The organism is Mesorhizobium mediterraneum, from assembly GCF_002284565.1.
GTDB lineage: Bacteria > Pseudomonadota > Alphaproteobacteria > Rhizobiales > Rhizobiaceae > Mesorhizobium > Mesorhizobium mediterraneum.
This window is the reverse complement of record NZ_NPKI01000050.1, coordinates 43,953-62,718: the sequence shown is the minus strand read 5'-3', so window position 1 is coordinate 62,718 and position 18,766 is coordinate 43,953. Positions and strand designations below refer to the sequence as shown.

Sequence of the window (18,766 nt, the reverse complement as noted above, 5' to 3'; positions counted from 1 at the left end):
AGCGCGGCCTGCCGGCGGGAACAGAACTGCAACGCTCCCATGCGAATGCGCTATCGCTGCACCTACCCGAAAGGGTGCGTCATTCGGGAAATGATAATTGAAGGTGAGACCCGGACCGACCCCTGGCGCTGTGAGCTGGCGGAGATTTGCGCCCGCATTGAGAAGGTGATGCCGTTGGCGTGCGTCACTTGAGCGGCCGAATTCGCAGGAGGTGCCTTCCCTGTCGCGATGGCCGCGGGGACGGAAAGGATATGACGTACGCGGCGGCTGCACGCAGGCTTCGTGACAATCACATCCGCCAGGGAGGTGTGCAGAATCTCATCACGCTTCGGCCCATCCTTTTTCAGATGAGCTGCAAGCGCCGCGATGTTTGCAGGTAGGCCGAACGCGTCTAGGTCGGCATGCGCAATGACCGTAGGGTCGGCAGTGCACACCCAAGCGACAACATCCTCGATCGTCCAGCCGTTCGGCCATTGGATGATCCTTGGATAAGGTGACGCTCCTCCGGAAAGCGCGTTCCTGTAGTCGTTGCCCGATTGATCACCATCGACGAGGCACGTCAGTGCCGGATGGACGATGGCCAGGTCGTGGTAGGTTTCATTGATGCGCGCGTCTTTCGTGGGGATTACTCCCACCTCGTGCGTGAAGGTCGCGCCCTCCGGATCGGCGGGAAGTTCCGTGAGATCGGCAACACGGCCGAACAAGCGAAGCCATGAGGCGTCGAACTTTCCTTCGGGTATCAGGACTGCAGGATGCATCACCGCCGAAACGGTTGCAGCTCGCTCGGTCAGAAACAGCGAGCGTGGTGGCGGATCACTCCTCATGTGAGTTGCACCCGTCGCTTGCGTTGTGAGACTTGCGTAATCGGCTGATGCGCTCGCCGCCACGTGGACCGGGCAATCACGAAGGCAGGCTCAAGCCGGTGTTTAGGCCATGATGAATCACGGCGTCTGGCGCCACGCTGTCCGACACTGTTCTCGTCGCCTTTGTCAGGTCCGCGACACCGGGGTGTTGTGCCCATCTCTCGTTTGCCGCAGGCAAAGAGCTGAACAGCAACAACAACACTTCTTTTGCTCGATCCACAGATTGGCACGAGCTTTGCTTTCAGGGAACTGTGGCGACAGCTGCCCTCCGCCAGTCGTGGCCTAAGCGTTAGCGCAATCGAAAAAGGGAAGGAAAGCAACATGTCAAGACAGCGCCATCAAGTTAAGCCGACAAGCGCCCGTCCCATCCGCACGCCTGCGGAGCTGGTCGAGACCGGCCTCGTCACGGCTGAAGACGTGGCTGGTATCGAGGCCGTGGCCCAGCGCTATGCCATAGCGATCAGCCCCGCCATGGCCGCGCTGATCGACCGGTGTGATCCGAACGACCCCATCGCGCGCCAATTCGTGCCGGATGCGGCCGAGTTGATCGCGACGCCCGAGGAGCGCGACGACCCCATTGGGGATCTCGCGTACAGCCCCGTTGAAGGCATCGTCCACCGCTATCCCGACCGGGTGCTGCTCAAGGCCGTTCATGTCTGCCCAGTTTATTGCCGCTTCTGCTTCCGCCGGGAGATGGTGGGTCCGCAGGGGCTTGGCACCCTGTCCCCCGAGGCTATGGACAGGGCCCTCGGCTATATCGCCGATCACTTGCAGATTTCGGAGGTCATCCTCACCGGCGGGGAACCGCTCATGATCTCGCCCCGCCGCCTCGCGGAAATCATGCAGCGGCTGGCTGCTATCGATCACGTGAAGATCGTTCGCTTCCACACCCGCGTTCCCGTGGTCGAGCCGGAGCGGATCGACAAGGCTTTAATCGCGGCCCTGAAGACAAGTCGGAAAGCGACCTATGTGGCTCTCCACGCCAATCATCCGCGCGAGTTGACGCCTCCGGCTCGTGCGGCCTGCGCCCGGCTCGTCGATTCAGGCATTGTGATGATCAGTCAGTCTGTGCTGCTGAAGGGCGTCAACGACGACTCCGACACGCTCGCGGCCCTCATGCGCGCCTTCGTGGAAACGAGGGTGAAGCCATATTACCTCCACCACCCGGACCTTGCTCTGGGCACAGGCCATTTCCGCCTGACCATCAAGGAAGGCCGGGCTCTGGTCGCAGGCCTGAGAGGTCGGATTTCGGGACTGTGCCAGCCGACCTACATCCTCGACATTCCCGGTGGGCATGGGAAGGCGGTGATCGGACCCGATGCCATCCGGCAAGACGATGCAGGTTGCTTTACCGTCTCGGACTTCAAGGGCGGCCGGCATGCCTATCCACCTGCGGATTAAGCTGTTTCGTGAGCCACGAGCGGATGCGTCAACTACCAGACGCGGTAGTATCGGCGCTGGCCCCAGAATTGCGAAACTCATGTTGTTCCGCACTGAGTCTGAGGTCAGGCTGATACCGACTTAAACAGACTACTGCATCGCACGCTGGGAAAGGTCAATAGCCAATGCCAAGAAGAGCACTCATCCTGATTGAAGGAGCAAGTAACGGTCCGCTATACGTCCAAGCGGCCCATCGGCTTGGCTTTCATCCAATCATCCTTTCGGCTGACCCAGCTCAATACGACTACGTCGCGACGGAAGGCGCCGAGGCCATCCGGGTCGATACCACTGATCTCGAGGCGCTGATCCGCGAATGTTCCCTGCTCCGTTCGACCTATGACATTGCTGGCATTACGAGCGCCCTGGAAGCCGTCTATGCGACAGTTGGTAGGCTCTGCCGGTATTTCGGGCTACCGGGACCGGACCCCGTGTCGATTGAACGATGCTGCGATAAAGTCATTCAACGTCAGCTCCTCGCGCAGGCCAACATTCCCATACCTGCTTATCGCGTGGCGGCGAGCGCGACGGATGTAGAAAGCGCTGCCGTTGAGATCGGCCTGCCGGCAATTGTCAAGCCGTCCGTCGGCAGCGGCAGCAGCGGTGTCCAATTGTGCCGCACGGTCGAAGAATTAGCCAAACATGCGACTTATCTGTTGGGCCGGACGCACATATCGCAGCCCTCGCCCAGGATACTGGTCGAAGAATTCGCCCAAGGCCAATACTATAACGTTGACACGATGGGACATGAGGTTATTGGAGTTGGTACCGCTGAGTTCGACTGCCCACCGCATTTCGTCTTCCGTGAGGTCACCTTTCCAGCCCCGCTGACTGACGACGAGCATAAGCGTATCGCTGATGTGTCATTGAGCTGTTTGCAAGCTCTCGGCCTTGGCTGGGGGCCTGCGAACATCGAACTCCGGTGGGCGAAGCATGGCCCAGTTGTCATTGAAGTCAATCCTCGTCTGGGTGCCGGTCCTCAACTGGTTCACCTGGCTTACGGTGTCGATCTCGTGACTGAGCACATCAAGCTTGCCATCGGTGGTAAATGCGATTTGCTTAAAAAGCGTTCGCATACTGCGGCGTGGCGCTACCTACTTCCTGATCTCGATGGCACCCTCGATTGGATCGACGGCAACGCTCAGGCTGCTGCCGTACCCGGCGTCGCCGAGGTCAAATTGTATGCTCAGCCCAAGGAGCCCATCGTCAGAAAAGGCGATTCCCAAGACTGTCTCGGACATGTCACCGCTACTTCACCCGACCGTACTCGGACCGAGACCATACTTCAGCACGCCGTCGACTTAATCCGTTGGTCGATTACACCATTTCCGCCCCTCGACGAACTCCCCGGACCAGCGCAGGTGGAGCCAGGTAAGAGGTGATTCTCAGAGACATTGGCGAAATCAAAAGCAGAAAGCAGGAGAGATGTGGATCGTTGATTTTGCCAAGCGTTTTTACTGGAATCTTCAGGAAGTTGAGGCTGTGGCATGCCCCGGTGTAACATAAGACGATAGCGGGCCCTCGTGGGGAGGGGCCGCTTTGGATGACAATGTCTGGCGGCAGCGACGCTGTTGCGACAGGCACAACTCACAGCGTCATGAATTCCGCTGCCCGCCTGGTTCCACGTGCTCCACTACCACCGTGAAGGTGCGCAGTAGATTCCAGTCCAGCCGCCAATGAAACGCTCTTCGCACGGTCGCACCATAGGCCCCATCAATGACCATGATTACGCTTATTTGTTTGCGCTATCTGCCGTGATCAGTAATCTTGGGCAGAATTAGGTTCTAAACGCAATATGTGCCCTCAAATTGCCGTTTGGGCAGCGAACCCAGCGGAACGGCACTGCGCAGGTCTGCGTGCGCTTTCCAAGCCGTGCGCGGGTCACCAGAAATTGGGTGATTTGCATGCCACTTCCCGACAAACGCAGCTCGATCGGCGAGGCTATCTCGGCCATTGGGGACGGCGCCTCCGTGATGCTCGGCGGCTTCGGTGTGCCCGGAACGCCGTTCTGTCTGATCCGTGAGCTGGTCAGACAGGGCCCCCGCAATCTGACTGTAATCAAGAACGACGCCAATGAGGCGCGCATGGGCGTCGACTGGCTCCTCGAAAATGGCCAGGTGGCCAAGCTGGTGACCAGTCATATCGGGCTCAACCCAACGGCGATGCGGCTGATGAACGAGGCCGCAATCGAGGTCGAGTTCGTCCCGCAGGGTATTTTGGCCGAGCGCATCCGCGTGGCCGGTGCCGGGATGATGGGTTTCGTCTCCGACATTGGGCTTGGTACTGCCGTTGAGGAGGGCAAGCAGCGTGTTTCCGTAGATGGCAAGCCGGGCCTCTTGGAGACCGCCTTGCGGGCTGATTTCGCGCTCGTCCACGCCAACAAGGCCGATGCTTTCGGCAACCTCTACTTCTCAGCCGCAGCCCGAAACTTCAATCCCCTGATGGCCATGGCCGCGTCCAGAACTATCGTCGAGGCCGAGGCAATCGTGCCATTCGGCACGCTCGCGCCCGAGAATGTCCACTTATCCGGAGCCTTTGTCGACGCAGTAGTTGAACTCAATGAATTGCCGGAGGTTTACGGTGTCGTCCAACGCTAAAGCGCGAATGTTGAAGCGCGCGGCCGCCGATATTCTAAGCGGCATGACTGTCAATTTGGGCATTGGCCTTCCGACCGAGGTTCTGCAATACGTTTCGCCCAGCACGGCGGTCTGTCTGCATTCGGAAAACGGCATCGCGGGCGTCGGCCAAGTGTCGGCGCCGGAGAAGGCCGACCGCAACCTGATTGATGCGGGCGGCGCCTATGTCTCGATCATTCCCGGCACGGCTTTCTTCGACAGCGCGGTGAGTTTCGCCATCGTACGCTCAGGGCGCCTGGACCTGAGTCTCCTCGGTGCCTTCCAGGTGGCGTCAAACGGCGACCTGGCGAACTGGAAGATCCCCGGCAAGTTTTCGCCCGGCATGGGCGGGGCGATCGAACTGGCGCAGAAGGCGCGGCGGGTGGGCGTCATCATGATGCACACGGACAGCAAGGGCAATCCAAAGATCCTGAGTCAATGCTCTCTACCGCTCACGGCCAAGGGCCATGTGAACCGGATCTACACCGACATGGCTGTCTTCGACATCACCGCTGAGGGGTTATGCCTTCGCGAGATCGCAGATGGTACCAGCCTTGCCGAACTAGAGGCCCTCACCAGCGCCACCTTCCGTGTTCCAAATCAGGATTTGCCGAGATTTTAGATGGACAGCACGACCATCCTCCATGCCGTCGATTCGGTCTTCGACAGCGAACTGGAATTTCTGACCGAATTGGTACGCCATCCCTCTACACGGGGCGACGAACAATCGGCACAGGATTTCGTCGCGAGCGAGTTGTCTGATCGCGGCTATGAGCTCGACCGCTGGCAAATTGATATAAACGACATCTCGGAGATGCCCGGCTTCTCGCCGGTCATTGGCGATTATGAGAACGCTGTAAACGTGGTGGGCAGCCTGCGAAGCCGAACCCGCAGCGGGCTTAGCCTGATCCTCAACGGCCATATCGACGTGGTGCCAACCGGGCCATTGGATATGTGGGATCGCGCGCCATTCGATTCTTGCATTGATGGCGACTGGATGTATGGCCGCGGCGCGGGTGACATGAAAGCCGGGTTGGCCTCGAACCTCTTTGCACTCGAGGCGTTGAAGCATCTCGGCCTGCGCCCTGCCGCCGACGTGTTTTTTCAGTCCGTCGTGGAAGAGGAATGCACTGGTAACGGCGCGCTGGCCTGCTTGCAACGCGGTTATCGCGCCGATGCGGCACTGATTCCCGAACCCTTTGCCGAAAAGCTCGTGTCTTCGCAGGTCGGGGTGATCTGGTTCCAGGTACACCTGAAGGGTCTGCCAACCCATGTGGCCTATGCCGGTTCAGGCGCCAACGCTATCGAAGCGGCCACCCTCCTGTTCGAGGCGCTGCACCGCCTGGAGCGGCGGATGAATGCAACGGAACGCCGCCATCACGACTATGCCGATCACAGCCATGCCCTCAACCTCAACATCGGGAAGATCGCGGGCGGAGACTGGGCCAGTTCTGTCCCCGCCTGGTGCATTTTCGATGTGCGCATGGGGGTATTCCCCGGCCAGAACCTTGATGACGTGCGCCACATGATCGAAGAGACCATTTTCGATGCGGCCCGCAACCATTCCTTCCTCGCCAGGAACTGCCCCGAAGTTGTCTATAATGGCTTCGCCGCTGAGGGCTATTCCTTCAAGGATGACCAGAGTGCAGCGGCGCGCGCAGCGCTGGCCGCGCTCGACCGCGCCCACAGCCTTGTCGTCGGTAAGCCCCTCGAGCATGAAGCGATCACCGCCACGACCGATGCCCGCTTCTTCGGCCTCTACGCCGACACCCCAGCGCTCGTCTATGGCCCGCGTGCCGAGGCTATCCACGGGTTCAACGAGCGTGTCGATCTCGAATCCGTGCGCCGCATCACCCAATCGACCGCCCTATTCATCGCCGACTGGTGTGGCCTGGAGGAAGCATAGCCCATGCGCGACGCCGTCATCGTTTCCACCGCGCGTACCCCGATCGGCAAGGCCTACCGCGGCGCTTTCAATGCGACTCAAGGACCCGTCCTGGCGGCCCATGCCGTGCGCGCCGCCTTGTCCCGTGCCGGCTTGGAGGGCGGAGAAGTGCAGGATTTTACACTGGGCTGCGCCCTGACTCAGGGCACCAGCGGCATCAATGTCGCCCGCCATACCGTCTTCGCCGCTGGCCTCCCCGACGGCGTGGCCGCCGCGACCATCGACCGGCAATGCGCGTCTGGTTTATCGGCGATTGCAACGGCAGCCAACCAGATCCGCTCCGGCGACTGCGATATCGCTCTGGCCGGCGGCATGGACAGCATCTCGCTGGTGCAGAACGATGATTGGAATGGAACGCATTACCGCATCGCTGGTGTGCGCAAGGACTATTACATGCCCATGCTGGCCACGGCCGATCTGGTAGCGCGCAAATATCGCGTCACCCGTGCGGCGCAGGATGAATATGCGCTGGTCAGCCAGAAGCGCACCGCCGCCGCGCAGGAAGCGGGACGCTTCGCAGACGAGATTGTCCCCTTTGAAACAGTGAAGGTCGAAAAGAACCGCGACAATAGCGCAGAAAGCCCGATCACCGTCACGCTTTCGCGCGATGAGTGCAACCGCCCCAGCACCAGTCTCGCGGGCCTTTCCGGACTGATCCCTGTCATGGGAGAAGAATCCACCGTAACCGCAGGCAACTCTTCGCAGCTTTCCGACGGAGCTTCGGCCTGCGTCCTGATGTCGGGTGACGAGGCTTCCCGGCGGGGGCTTGTGCCGCTCGGTCTGTTTCGTGGCATGTTGACCGTTGGGTGCGCGCCGGAGGAAATGGGCATCGGCCCCGCGCTGGCGATTCCGTCCCTGCTCGAGCGCCACGGCCTTTCGCTCGACGACATCGACCTCTTCGAGATCAACGAGGCCTTTGCTGCGCAACTGGTCTATTGCCGCGATCGGCTCGGTCTCGATCCGGAGAAGCTGAACGTCAATGGCGGCGCGATCTCGATCGGCCATCCCTACGGGATGAGCGGGTCGCGCCTGGTCGGCCACGCGCTGCTGGAAGGACGCCGGCGTGGCGTGCGCTTCGCGGTGGTGAGCATGTGCGTAGGCTGGGGCATGGGGGCTGCGGCGCTGCTTGAGGTCGCTTCATGAGTAAAGCAGAAAGGGTCAAGATGACGTGCGGATTATCATTCCGTGTGGCCGAACGCGAAGATTGTGAAGAGATCCTGCTGGCGCTTCACTTGTTGGCCGAATCCCTCGGCGTTCTCGAGCAGTTCAAATGCACCAAGGAAGATATCAAAACCGCCGGGTTCGGCCCCCGGCGCGACTTTACAGTGATGCTAGCCGAGGTCGACGGCAAGATCGCTGCGATCTCTCTCTATTTTCCGATCTTTTCTACCTGGATGGGCAAGGCGGGGCTGTATGTCCAGGACCTGTTCGTCCATGAGGAATTCCGCAATGACCGGATTGGTGAAAAACTGCTTCGACACGTCGCCCGTACCGCGCACCATAACGGTTACCACTATCTCCGCCTGACCGTCGATCATAGCAACAAGGCGGGTGCTCGCTTCTATCTTCGGCATGGATTTGAAGCGTTGAACAGTGAGACGAGCTACGGGCTTTACGGCACGGCATTTGAGGAGTTTTGTCGCAGCAGGAACTAAACGCCGCTCTCGAGCTATACCAAAGCGCAATTCCGCTTTGCTGTGTAAGCATGTGCCTTGGCTGGGGCATAAGGGGTCGCGACACTCGCTAAGTCGCTCGGGTCCCCGTGGGGCCTGAAAAGCACCAGGCAAGATATCGAAACTGCCGGGGTTCGGTCCCAGCACGAGTTTTTCGTGGTGCTGGCCGAGGTCGACTTCAAGATCGCCGCCATCCGCCTCTACTTCCCGATGTTTTCCGCTTGGATGGGCAAGTCGGATCCGTTTACCCCAGGGTCTGTTCGTCCACAGCAATTCCGCAGCGCCCGGATTGGTCAAAAGCTGCTGCGACACGTCGCCCGGATCGCCAGCAATGGAGGTTAAGATTACCTCCGCCATGACCCTCGATCATGGCAGCCAGCGGGTGCTCGCATTTATTTTCGGCGTGGATTCGAACCGGCGAACGATGAGACCAGCTACAGGCTCTATGGCCCGGCATTCGAGGAGTTTTGCCGCAGTGATGGGACCTCAGGGGAAGCGGGGCTGTTTCCAGCCCGCTTCGATTAACGTCGGGGCTCCTCAAGCAGCCACCGGCGCTTGGCTCAGTGGAAGTCGGTGGATCGACCCACATGCGGTGAAGGATGACCGCAAGCTTCTGCCCGCCAACTACGGCTTGGCCTGAAGATGCGCTGCTTCCAAAATAATAGCGTCGAAGGCCGCGGTATACCGGGGACGGATATCTCGCCTCAGCCCAATGACGCTAACCGCCATATCCAGCTCCGGAACGTATCCGACATCAAGCCCCCACCAGCCGCCATGAGCATAGACGGTCAAATCTCCAACTTTATGGATCTGCGGACCATGGCCATAAACGGAGTCATTTTGCTTTCGGGGAGTCGCCGTTTTGTCGACGGACACCATCACGTGGATCGTTTCTGGCTTTTCGAAAACCTCTTCATGAAACAGCGCGTAGAAAAACCGCGCGAGGTCCTTTGGCGTCGACACCATCCCACCGCCGCCGAAGAGATCATGTGGAGGGTCCTCGTCGTAGCTGTCCCAACCGCAGACATATTCATATTGATGCGCCCGCGCGAGCACGCCTCTGGGCTCCGCTTCAAGCACTTCCCACCAGGTGTTGCCAAGCCCAAGACGATCAAAGCCGACGAGCTCCCGCGTCGCCGCCGCCATGGATTTTCCTGTCGCTTTCTCAAGGATCGCGGCGAGAAGCAGGTAGCCGGTGTCACTGTACTCAAACGCCTGTCCTGGCGTAAAACGCGGTCCGCCCTCCATTGCCATCTTCAGTTGCTCTTCCAGAGTGAACCGATGCTTCACCTGGCCAGTCATCAGCTTTGGCAACATCTGAGTGAAAGCGTTTGTGTGGAACACATCGACAAGTCCGGCAGTATGCGACAGGAGATGTCGTACGGTGATGGTCTTCACGTCGTAGCCGCCGCCCGTAAGAATCATCACATGCGCCGAAGTAAGATAGGAGCCAATCGACTGATCCAGGTCGATTTTTCCCATCTCCCACACGCGCCAGATCGCAGCGGCGACGAATGGTTTTGTAACACTTGAAATTCGAATGGGACGCTCAATTGTCAATGGCTCGCGCCCGGCCCTTTCTGTCACGCCCGCCACCATGCCGGCCTCCATACCGAATTTCGGCGCTATGATATACGCTGCAGCTCCGGGAGCCGCGTCGGCGCCGACGAGGTCAGCAACGAGCGTTTGCGCTTTTAGCTGCAACAACGTCGCCTGGTTGCTGTGATCGCCAACCGCAAAGCAAGCCGCCGTGGAAACGCCACTAGGCGCGGCCACCACAGAAGCAGCGGGCCACTGTGTCCTGAAGATCATTTCCCCTCTCCTCGTTTCCGTATGGATACAACCGCGCATCCTGCAACCAATAGTAAGATCCGACGAAATCAACGGCCTTTTCGCGTTCCTCCGGGATGGCCGTGGAACCGACGATGGGGTCGTGCCTATTTGCCATGAGGCCCGGAACGATGCGGTCCCACGCCGTGGTGAGAGCTCCGCGCTTCATGCAAAGACGTTTGGCGACTTCGTTGGCAATGTCGATATCGAAACTGACAATTTGGTTCTGCTCGTCGATCTGCTGAAGGGCGGATATTGGCCTGACATGGGCGGCGCTGAGCTTGCCCCGCTCCTTGATCGAAACGAGTTCACGGGCAGCCGCCGGCAAGGCTACGCTAACGTCAGGCCAAGGGCGAGCGTGGAGCGCTTTGCGAGCCATGAGATGCATTGAGACACGAAGGACACTGTGGATCGGTAAGTGCCGAAATTTTCTGTAGACTCGTGTACGATAGAGAATTCTGCAAATAGATGTTTTGGATATTGAATATAAATCCGGTGAATGCCCACACCCGACGTTTTCAGACACAAGCCGCCGAACCGCAGTACGCGGTAAGTGACCTCGGTTCTGACCAGCGTATCTGCCGGCGCTTGTTCATTCTCGCGTCTTGAAGGTATTCACGATCGACTCTGCGCGGACGTCGGTGGACAGGTCGCCGCGATAGCGGCGTCCCTCAATTTGGGCGTCGACGTTTAGCCCCAAACAGGTGGCGAGCTCTCGGACAAGCGGGGCAGACCGCTTGATCCGGGCTCGCCCTTGCTGCCGTTGAGGACCACGGGGTTAGCAGCCATATTTATTTTGGCCGGCAGCGTTGCGCGGGCCTCGCTACTGTTTTCCGTCATCTTTGCTCTCTCTGTGCATTTCCGTTTTTGCCACGGCTGTCCTCAACCTGGATCTTGTCCTGCCGCAAGTGCCGCCGGATGCCATCTGACGCTTCACTATTTTGCGCTGTCCAACTCTTGGCCCGGGCTTAGTGAGCGAAAGTCCTTTCTTAGATCTTAAAAACATGTTTTTGTGATCTTGAAATCAACCATAACGGGATCGAGATGCCTCAGAGCCTTGCCCAACAGAATTCTTCCCTCGACACCGTCCTGCTCGACGCGCGGAAGCGCTACGCCGCGAAGCGCCCGAATAGTGCGGTTCTGCATCGCGAGGCGGTGCAAGTTCTTCCCGGCGGCAACACCCGGTCGGTGCTCGGCTATGCGCCTTTTCCGACTGCGATGGCGCGCGGCGAGGGCTGCCGGCTTTGGGACATCGACGACAACGCCTATCTCGACTTGTGCGGCGAATACACTGCCGGACTGTTTGGCCATACCGAAAGCCGCATCCATTCCGCCCTCCACGACGCCATGGCGCGGGGACTGAGTCTGGCCGCGGTGGGCGAGGCCGAGCAGCGCCTTGCCGGGATCCTCTGCAGCCGCTTTCCGTCGATCGACATGATCCGCTTCACCAACAGTGGGACCGAGGCCAACCTGATCGCGTTCAGCGCCGCGCAGGTGGTGACAGGGCGCGGCCGCATCATCGCGTTCCGCGGCGGCTACCATGGCAGCCTCCTGTACTACCCCGCGACCGGCTCCAGCCTGATCACCGCCCCGTTCCCGGTGACGCTATGTGACTACAACGACATCGACGGCACCGTGGCCGCGATCCGCTCGGCAGCAGGCGAGCTGGCAGCGGTCATCGTGGAGCCGATGCTGGGCAGCGGGGGCTGCATCGCCGCCGAGCCTGCTTTTCTGGCTGCCGTGGCCGAGGCTACACGCGCTGCCGGTGCGATCCTGATCTTCGACGAGGTGATGACCTCGCGCATGTCGGGCGGCGGCTTGCAGGAACGTCTCGGCATCTTGCCCGACATGACCACGCTTGGAAAATATATTGGTGGCGGCATGAGCTTCGGCGCCTTCGGCGGGCGGCACGACATTATGGAGATCTTCGTCTCCAAGGTGCCTCACGCCGGCACCTTCAACAACAACGTGATGTCCATGGCGGCAGGGATCGCCGCCATGGGAGAGGTGTTTACCGCCGCAGCGGCCGCCGACCTGTTCGCGCTAGGGGAAGGCCTGCGCGAACGACTCAACGCGATTTCCGGCAAGGCCGGCGCGCCGTTGCAGTTCTGTGGCCTCGGCTCGCTTGCCACGGTCCATTTCCGTCGGGGCCGGATCGACCGCCCGTATGCCAGCACCCCGGATGAGGAAGCGCTGAAAGAGCTGTTCTTCTTGGACATGCTCGACGCGGGCGTCTACATCGCCCGCCGCGGCATGACGGCGCTCAGCTTGCCGACGACGGAACGCGACCTTGCGCAGTTCACCGCTGCCGTCGGGAATTTCCTCCACGCACGGGCGACGTTGCTGCGATAGGCCGGGACCAGAGGCAGAACGCTGGGAGATGGGCAGAAGCGACATGATTCCGCCAGTCACGACCGCGGGCGCGCTGGAGGAAGACGCCTATCGGCTGATCCGCGCGCTGATCAATGGCGATTTCACGCCGGACAGCAAGCTTTCCATTCGGGGCGTCTGCGCGGCATTATCGCTTAGCCCCATGCCGGTGCGCGCCGCCCTACGCCGCCTGGTCAACGAGCGAGCGCTGGATGCCAAGCCATCGGGAACGGCCGTGGTGCCGCGCATGACCCAACGCGAGTTTTCCGAATTGACGGCGATGCGCCTGCAATTGGAGCCGCTGGCGCTGATGCTTGGCGCGCCGCATCTGAAGCCCGCACAGTTTGAGCGGCTTGACGCCTTCGTGGCGCAGCATGAAGCCGCCCGGCTCGCCAGCGATCCGACAGGAGTGCGGCAAGCCGATACCGGCTTCCTGTTCGAGATCTACCGCTCCTCCGGATCGGCCCTGCTGCTCAGTTTCATCGAGAGCCTGTGGCTTCGCCGCAGCCCGATGTTCTGGGAGGCGCGCTGGGCGCTGCTAGGGAGCTCGCTCGGCCGGGCGCCGCACAGGCACAAGGAAATCATGGACGCCCTGCGCCAGGGCCAGCCCGATCTGGCGCGCGACTTCCTGGTCGAGGAGATCCGCATGGCCGGCGAATTCCTGCTCGAGGCGATGAGGTTCCGCGATGCGACAGACTGAGACCGCTCACCGATAGGTGCGCTCCTCCAGCGAGGTCTGCGCGATCATCTCATGGATCGTCCGCACGAAAGCGGTCTCGGCTGGGTTCAGGCTGCGGCGCGGGTTCACCACGAAGTGGATCTCGACCGCCGGCAGATTGTCCTTCGGCGGCACCTGCCACAGGAGTCCGGCATCGAGGTCGCGCCAGGCGACATGCACTGGCAGCGCTCCAATGCCCATCCCGGTGATGATCATACGCCGCACCTCGGGCAGATTGGCCGAGATGCCGTGCGGCTCGGGGTGCAGATTGACCCGCTCGCGCAACTGGCGCACCAGATAGAGCGGTCCGTTCTCGAGTTCGGTCTGGAACGACACCGAGCGTTCGCCGGACACATCCTCGATCCCGATATCCGATCGGCCGAAGAGCCTGTGGGGCGGGCCGCAGAACAGGCCGAAGAACTCCCGGAAAAGGATACGGTCGTCCAGCAAGGGATCGTCCTCGCGCATCAGGCACAGGCCTATCGACGCCTGGTTCTGCCGCAACCGGCTCAGGACCTCGGCGCTGTCGGTGATCGAGATCGAATACGTCACCTCGGGATAGGTTGTGTTGAAGCATGCCATCGCCGCGTCGAAATGCGGACAGACCACATGGCTGGTCATGGCGATGGCAATGTGGCCGGTGACATCGGTCTCCGCCGCCGCCATCAGACCCGGCAGCCGTGAGATCGAGCCGAAGATCATCACGCACTCGCGATAAAGCGTCTCGCCCGTCGGGGTCAGCGCAAAATGGCCCGGCCGGCGATCGAGCAGTCGCTTCTCCGTGGTCTCTTCCAGCCGTTTCAGCGCACTGCTGATAGTAGGCTGGCTGAGGTTCATAAACTCTGCCGCCCGCGTGACGCCGCCCCGTTCGACGACCACCGTGAACGTGCGCAGCAGGTTCCAGTCCAGGCGCCAGAGGAAACGCTCTTCGTACGGCCGCATAACTTTAGTCTATACTCAAGATCATAGCTATCTGTTTGCGCTATGGTCAGGAATGAGTCAACAGTGTAGCGACAGACGCGGAAGAGCAGATGTCGCTAGGCACTTTAGCGACTTTAGCGAGAGATTTCAGATTTCTGGATTGGAGTATGTTTGGAACTGGGACATCGCGAACAGTTTTGCGCGTTTTGCGCGAGGGGGAACGGGATGCTGTTCAAGGATACAGGCGCGATGAAGGGGTCGGAACAAGAACCCTTCCCGCAGACACGCGGCCTTTATCAACCAAAGACAGCAATAGGCTTGTGACCATGGCCTTCCCATGCGATTCTTGGAGCGTGATCCGGAGGAGATGAGAATGCCTGAACGATGCTCGCGGCGCTTTCCAGTATTCGGACAGTCGATGAAATGGTCGAGGCATTCCGGGGGTGCTGTCACGTTGTTTGACTGTAGGCGCGCGGGGAGCGCAGGGCCTGGTTTTAAGGCAAGCGGACGGCTCACGGCTTTCCATTCGGCGAGGGCTTTGAGACGATGCTTTCGATTCTGGGAAGCGGAGCGGTTAGTGGGAGGGAACGAAGAGGTTGCGGACGGCGGAGAAGAGGGACACGAAGTGCTGCAATGAGCCAGTCGACCGGAAGCCCTGCCGTACGCGTTCCCGTTTGCGCAACGGCAGATGAGAATTCTCGGCCCGGTTGTTCAAGCCCGTGCGAGCGATGCTCGACATTCGGCATGAGCTGCCATCGTGCTGCGCCGTAAGAGCGCAGCTTGTCGGTGATCATGCGCTTTGGCGCCATGCCCTGCTTCTTCAGCAGTCGGGTGAGCAGGCGCTTGGCCGCTTTGGTGTTGCGGCGGGCCTGGACGATCTCGTCGAGCACGTAGCCTTCCTGATCGACGGCCCGCCACAGCCAGTGTTTCTTGCCGGCGATGATGATCACCACCTCGTCGAGGTGTCGAGGTGCCAGACATCATTTGACGAGGGCTGCTTGCGGCGCAAGCGACGGACATACTCGGGGCCGTGCTTTCGGCCATCGGCGGATCGTCTCGTAGGAAACGACAAGCCCGCGCTCCAGCAGCATTTCCTCGACGTGGCGCAGGCTCAACGGAAACCGGTAACAAAGCCAGACGGCGCGAGCGATGATCTCCGGCGGGAAGCGATGGTTCTTGTAGCGGGCGACAGCGGCAGACATGCATGGCCCCTTACCGGCAATCCATTAACGCAAAACAACGTGACAGCACCTGCAAGCGTCGTAAGTGAACAAGGCGATTTTCTCGCGCGGAGCACAGGCGATCACACGCTCAGGCACACATATTTCATCTCTGTATAATCTTCGATTCCGTATTTTGAACCTTCGCGGCCAAGGCCAGATTGCTTGATGCCGCCAAAAGGCGCAACTTCCGTGGAGATCAGCCCAGTGTTAACCCCGACCATGCCGTATTCAAGAGCCTCCGCCACCCGGAAGATTTTCGAGACATCCCTGGAATAGAAGTAGGAAGCCAGGCCAAACTCGGTGTTGTTCGCCATTTCAATGGCGTGTTCCTCGGTCGAAAACTTGAACAACGGCGCGATAGGGCCGAACGTCTCTTCCGTGGAGAGGCGCATATCCCCAGTTGCGCCGGTCAAGATAGTGGGCTCAAAAAAGAGGCCGCCTTGGCTCGCAGGCTTGCCGCCGACCTCCACTGTAGCCCCCTTAGCGACCGCGTCGGTGACGTGCTCCTGTACCTTCTTCAGCGCATTCTGGTCGATGAGAGGGCCTGTCGTGACCCCTTCGGCAAAGCCGTCGCCGACTTTCATCTGGCGAACGCGCTTGGCAAGCTTGGCGGCAAAGGCATCATAGACGCCCTCCTGAATATAGAGCCGATTGGCGCAGACGCAGGTTTGCCCAGCATTGCGGTATTTGGAAATCATTGCGCCGTCGACGGCAGCGTCGAGATCCGCGTCATCGAAGACAATGAATGGCGCGTTACCCCCGAGTTCGAGGCCGAGCTTTAAGATCTGTTCTGCGCCTTGCCGCATCAGCTTTTTTCCGACATTGGTCGAGCCTGTGAACGTGAGCTTCCGGATCTTCTCATTTCCGCAGAATTCCTGACCCACCATCGCCGCATCGGTCGTGGTGAGCACAGAAAAAAGACCGGGTGGCAGACCGGCGCGTTCGGCAAGGAGAGCCAGAGCGAGCGCGGATAGGGGGGTCTGAGCCGCAGGTTTTGACACCATGCTGCAGCCGGCGGCGATTGCCGGGGCCATCTTGCGGGCAAGCATCGCATTCGGGAAGTTCCACGGCGTGATGGCCCCAACAACTCCGATGGGCTGCTTGATCACGATGATGCGCTTGTCCGGCTGATGACCTGGAATCGTGTCGCCGTAAACTCGCTTTGCTTCCTCACCGAACCACTCGACGTAGGATGCACCATAAAGGATCTCTCCCCTCGCCTCCGGCCATGGTTTTCCCATCTCCAAAGTGAGGATGGTGGCAAGATCATCAACATTCGAGACTAAGAGGTCGTAAAGCCTTCGCAGGACTGCGGCGCGCTCCTTGCCCGTCCTCTTTGCCCAGTTCTTTTGGGCAACATGGGCAGCCTCAATCGCCAACCTGACCTCCTCTTCACCGAGATCTGGAAGGGTTGCGAGGACTTCGCCGGTTGAGGGATTGGTGACCTCAAACGTGAGGCCCCTTGAACCTGCCGCGACCCACCCAGTCCCTACAAGAGCTCTGTCCGTCACCAACGACTTGTCTTTCAACTTTGCTAGAACTGTTTCAGAAAGTGACATTGGTTTCTCCGTATCGCTGCGAGCCCAAGAGCCGCCGTAAATATCTACTTAGGATAGAGCTTAGCGCTCTATTGGGTATTGGATTGTTCAAGGATGGGCAGATTGCAGAAACGAAGAGTAATCTCAAGCAACCGCCCAGGCTGATCGATCGCCACGGAATAGACTCCCTCTCCGCGCCTCTCAGAGAACGCCTCCACATCCATCCGCGGTGAGGATGCGGACACGAACGACCTGCTGCCGGCCCTTCAAGTACCCAGGATTGCGGTTTCGCCATATTGTAATAAACCTGAAAAACAACGAGCGATACCCGCCTCAGTCGACGTACTCGTCGGAATACACCACAGCTGGAGAAGGAACTATGAAACCTTCGCGCCGTACAGATTCTACGGCCTTCTCAAGGTCATTCACTAGCAACGAAATATACTCATCTCGCAGTGGCCCAAGCACCAATTGTATTGCCTCAGGCTCCTTCAGTAAGTTGATCTTCCATCCATAGTCCGTCAGCTTGCTCGCAATCGAATATATGTCGGAGTAGTCGCTGCCTATTCCGACCACGTTGAGCTCAGCCCCGCCGACTATCTTCAACCCAGGGCATCGTTCAACCAAGACCAATATGGCATCTCTCAGCTTGAGGATTTGAGCTGCGCGGGAGAGGTATCCGTCCCGCCCCAGATAACGCATGACCGCCCAGGCCGAAGCGATTGCGCCCCCGTTACGTGTCCCAATAAGAACCGGTGAGCGATAAAGTCCTGCTGCCCATGTATCGAAGATGAAGGGTTGATGGCGGGCCATCTTATTTCTATAGAAAATACCCGAAACTCCCTTGCCACTATAGCCGTACTTGTGAAAATCCGCCGAGATTGAACTTACGCCGGGAATTCGAAAATCGAAGTCGGGAACGTCCCGTCCGAGCTCGCGCACAAAAGGTGCTAAAAACCCACCAACGCAAGCGTCCACATGCAACCAAATCCCGTGCTTTCTGGCAATTTCTGCTAACTCTCGAACTGGGTCACAAACGCCATGCGACCAGGATGGCAATGACGCGAGCATCATGACTGTGTTTTCGCTAACTGCTTCGGACATTGCCGAGACGTTTGCGCGGAAATTTGCATCTACTGGAACGCGACGAATGGAATATCCGAAATACCGCTCATATTTCTCGAATGTGGGATAGCCCGTCTGAGGGATAATGATTTCCGGCGTGGCGATGTGAGGCCGTCTTTCTTTGGCGTACGTTAGAGCAGCGGCAGTAGCAAGAAAGAGGCTCTCAGATCCGCCACTGGTCACGGCCCCGGTTGCGTCCTTTCCAGCGTGGAACAGACTAAGGGCCATCTGTATTAGATCGCGTTCGAACTTTACAACGGTGGGGTAGTTGTTGCCCTTTGTAAAAAAGGCGAGGTGAGCGGCCTTGGCAACTTCGAATGTGCCATCATCAAGCAGGAGCCCGCGGTCATTGAGCCAACGATCTGGGAACGTCGAACGCGGGTCCGCATCTTGTGTACGGAGCTGCTCTAATTCTTGCTCAATCTCCTGGCGTATCATGCCCCTCTGTGGGAACGACTCACCAGTAGTGGTTTCAAATTGTGCGGCGGGCATATTTAAACGTCTCCAC

16 protein-coding genes and 1 pseudogene are annotated in these 18,766 nt (G+C 59.5%); 10 read left to right on the top strand and 7 right to left on the bottom strand.

What is annotated here, in order from left to right:
* Window positions 1–62: 62 nt before the first annotated feature.
* On the bottom strand, window positions 63–824 hold the full coding sequence (locus CIT25_RS33700; protein WP_206073041.1) for a hypothetical protein: 762 nt from the start codon (window positions 822–824) through the stop codon (window positions 63–65).
* Window positions 825–1,184: 360 nt separating this feature from the next.
* On the opposite strand from CIT25_RS33700, the gene CIT25_RS33695 reads away from it, so the two are divergent.
* From CIT25_RS33695 to CIT25_RS37940, 8 genes are all read left to right on the top strand, one after another.
* On the top strand, window positions 1,185–2,264 hold the full coding sequence (locus CIT25_RS33695) for a lysine-2,3-aminomutase-like protein (RefSeq protein WP_095489405.1): 1,080 nt from the start codon (window positions 1,185–1,187) through the stop codon (window positions 2,262–2,264).
* Window positions 2,265–2,428: 164 nt separating this feature from the next.
* Complete coding sequence (locus CIT25_RS33690) at window positions 2,429–3,682, top strand: ATP-grasp domain-containing protein (protein ID WP_095489404.1); 1,254 nt, start codon at window positions 2,429–2,431, stop codon at window positions 3,680–3,682.
* 513 nt (window positions 3,683–4,195) lie between these two features.
* The gene (locus tag CIT25_RS33685; protein ID WP_095489403.1) at window positions 4,196–4,897 is read left to right on the top strand and encodes a CoA transferase subunit A; all 702 of its coding nucleotides are present in this window, start codon (window positions 4,196–4,198) and stop codon (window positions 4,895–4,897) included.
* A complete protein-coding gene (locus CIT25_RS33680) occupies window positions 4,881–5,537 on the top strand; it encodes a 3-oxoacid CoA-transferase subunit B (protein WP_245330125.1) in 657 nt (218 codons plus the stop codon). Before CIT25_RS33685 ends, CIT25_RS33680 begins: the two co-directional genes overlap by 17 nt.
* Window positions 5,538–6,821, top strand: coding sequence for an ArgE/DapE family deacylase (locus tag CIT25_RS33675; RefSeq protein ID WP_095489401.1), 1,284 nt, complete (start codon window positions 5,538–5,540; stop codon window positions 6,819–6,821). It begins immediately after the preceding gene.
* Window positions 6,822–6,824: 3 nt separating this feature from the next.
* Window positions 6,825–8,003: a thiolase family protein gene (locus tag CIT25_RS33670; protein WP_095489400.1), complete on the top strand. Its 1,179-nt coding sequence runs from the start codon at window positions 6,825–6,827 to the stop codon at window positions 8,001–8,003.
* Complete coding sequence (locus tag CIT25_RS33665; protein ID WP_245330124.1) at window positions 8,000–8,515, top strand: GNAT family N-acetyltransferase; 516 nt, start codon at window positions 8,000–8,002, stop codon at window positions 8,513–8,515. Before CIT25_RS33670 ends, CIT25_RS33665 begins: the two co-directional genes overlap by 4 nt.
* A 174-nt stretch (window positions 8,516–8,689) precedes the next feature.
* Window positions 8,690–8,875 carry a hypothetical protein gene (locus CIT25_RS37940; RefSeq protein ID WP_245330123.1) on the top strand — a complete coding sequence of 62 codons (186 nt, stop codon included), beginning with the start codon at window positions 8,690–8,692 and terminating at the stop codon, window positions 8,873–8,875.
* A gap of 282 nt (window positions 8,876–9,157) precedes the next feature.
* Here the strand turns inward: CIT25_RS37940 and CIT25_RS33655 are convergent, their stop codons facing one another.
* Both CIT25_RS33655 and CIT25_RS33650 read right to left on the bottom strand, forming a co-directional pair.
* Window positions 9,158–10,345, bottom strand: coding sequence for a serine hydrolase domain-containing protein (locus CIT25_RS33655; RefSeq protein ID WP_158302719.1), 1,188 nt, complete (start codon window positions 10,343–10,345; stop codon window positions 9,158–9,160).
* Window positions 10,296–10,691, bottom strand: coding sequence for a transporter substrate-binding domain-containing protein (locus CIT25_RS33650; RefSeq protein WP_158302718.1), 396 nt, complete (start codon window positions 10,689–10,691; stop codon window positions 10,296–10,298). Before CIT25_RS33650 ends, CIT25_RS33655 begins: the two co-directional genes overlap by 50 nt.
* A 716-nt stretch (window positions 10,692–11,407) precedes the next feature.
* Here CIT25_RS33650 and CIT25_RS33645 point away from each other — a divergent pair.
* Both CIT25_RS33645 and CIT25_RS33640 read left to right on the top strand, forming a co-directional pair.
* Window positions 11,408–12,715: an aspartate aminotransferase family protein gene (locus tag CIT25_RS33645; RefSeq protein ID WP_095489397.1), complete on the top strand. Its 1,308-nt coding sequence runs from the start codon at window positions 11,408–11,410 to the stop codon at window positions 12,713–12,715.
* A gap of 43 nt (window positions 12,716–12,758) precedes the next feature.
* Window positions 12,759–13,433, top strand: a complete 675-nt coding sequence (locus CIT25_RS33640) for a GntR family transcriptional regulator (protein ID WP_245330122.1) — start codon at window positions 12,759–12,761, stop codon at window positions 13,431–13,433.
* Window positions 13,434–13,439: 6 nt separating this feature from the next.
* On the opposite strand, the gene CIT25_RS33635 is transcribed toward CIT25_RS33640, so the two are convergent.
* From CIT25_RS33635 to CIT25_RS33620, 4 genes and pseudogenes are all read right to left on the bottom strand, one after another.
* Window positions 13,440–14,393: a LysR family transcriptional regulator gene (locus CIT25_RS33635; protein ID WP_095489395.1), complete on the bottom strand. Its 954-nt coding sequence runs from the start codon at window positions 14,391–14,393 to the stop codon at window positions 13,440–13,442.
* Between the two features lie 477 nt (window positions 14,394–14,870).
* Window positions 14,871–15,599: pseudogene (locus tag CIT25_RS33630) on the bottom strand (IS6 family transposase); the annotation flags it as partial.
* Window positions 15,600–15,675: 76 nt separating this feature from the next.
* The gene (locus tag CIT25_RS33625; RefSeq protein WP_095489394.1) at window positions 15,676–17,154 is read right to left on the bottom strand and encodes an NAD-dependent succinate-semialdehyde dehydrogenase; all 1,479 of its coding nucleotides are present in this window, start codon (window positions 17,152–17,154) and stop codon (window positions 15,676–15,678) included.
* Between the two features lie 312 nt (window positions 17,155–17,466).
* Window positions 17,467–18,750 (bottom strand): pyridoxal phosphate-dependent decarboxylase family protein, encoded by a 1,284-nt coding sequence (locus tag CIT25_RS33620; protein WP_095489393.1) that lies wholly within the window; start codon window positions 18,748–18,750, stop codon window positions 17,467–17,469.
* Between the last annotated feature and the right edge of the window lie 16 nt (window positions 18,751–18,766).

Coding starts and splice junctions, on each gene's coding strand:
- CIT25_RS33700 (WP_206073041.1), bottom strand. CDS start 824: ATGAGGAGTGATCCGCCACCACGCTCGCTGTTTCTGACCGAGCGAGCT.
- CIT25_RS33695 (WP_095489405.1), top strand. CDS start 1,185: ATGTCAAGACAGCGCCATCAAGTTAAGCCGACAAGCGCCCGTCCCATC.
- CIT25_RS33690 (WP_095489404.1), top strand. CDS start 2,429: ATGCCAAGAAGAGCACTCATCCTGATTGAAGGAGCAAGTAACGGTCCG.
- CIT25_RS33675 (WP_095489401.1), top strand. CDS start 5,538: ATGGACAGCACGACCATCCTCCATGCCGTCGATTCGGTCTTCGACAGC.
- CIT25_RS33670 (WP_095489400.1), top strand. CDS start 6,825: ATGCGCGACGCCGTCATCGTTTCCACCGCGCGTACCCCGATCGGCAAG.
- CIT25_RS33665 (WP_245330124.1), top strand. CDS start 8,000: ATGAGTAAAGCAGAAAGGGTCAAGATGACGTGCGGATTATCATTCCGT.
- CIT25_RS33655 (WP_158302719.1), bottom strand. CDS start 10,345: ATGATCTTCAGGACACAGTGGCCCGCTGCTTCTGTGGTGGCCGCGCCT.
- CIT25_RS33645 (WP_095489397.1), top strand. CDS start 11,408: ATGCCTCAGAGCCTTGCCCAACAGAATTCTTCCCTCGACACCGTCCTG.
- CIT25_RS33640 (WP_245330122.1), top strand. CDS start 12,759: ATGATTCCGCCAGTCACGACCGCGGGCGCGCTGGAGGAAGACGCCTAT.
- CIT25_RS33635 (WP_095489395.1), bottom strand. CDS start 14,393: ATGCGGCCGTACGAAGAGCGTTTCCTCTGGCGCCTGGACTGGAACCTG.
- CIT25_RS33625 (WP_095489394.1), bottom strand. CDS start 17,154: ATGTCACTTTCTGAAACAGTTCTAGCAAAGTTGAAAGACAAGTCGTTG.
- CIT25_RS33620 (WP_095489393.1), bottom strand. CDS start 18,750: ATGCCCGCCGCACAATTTGAAACCACTACTGGTGAGTCGTTCCCACAG.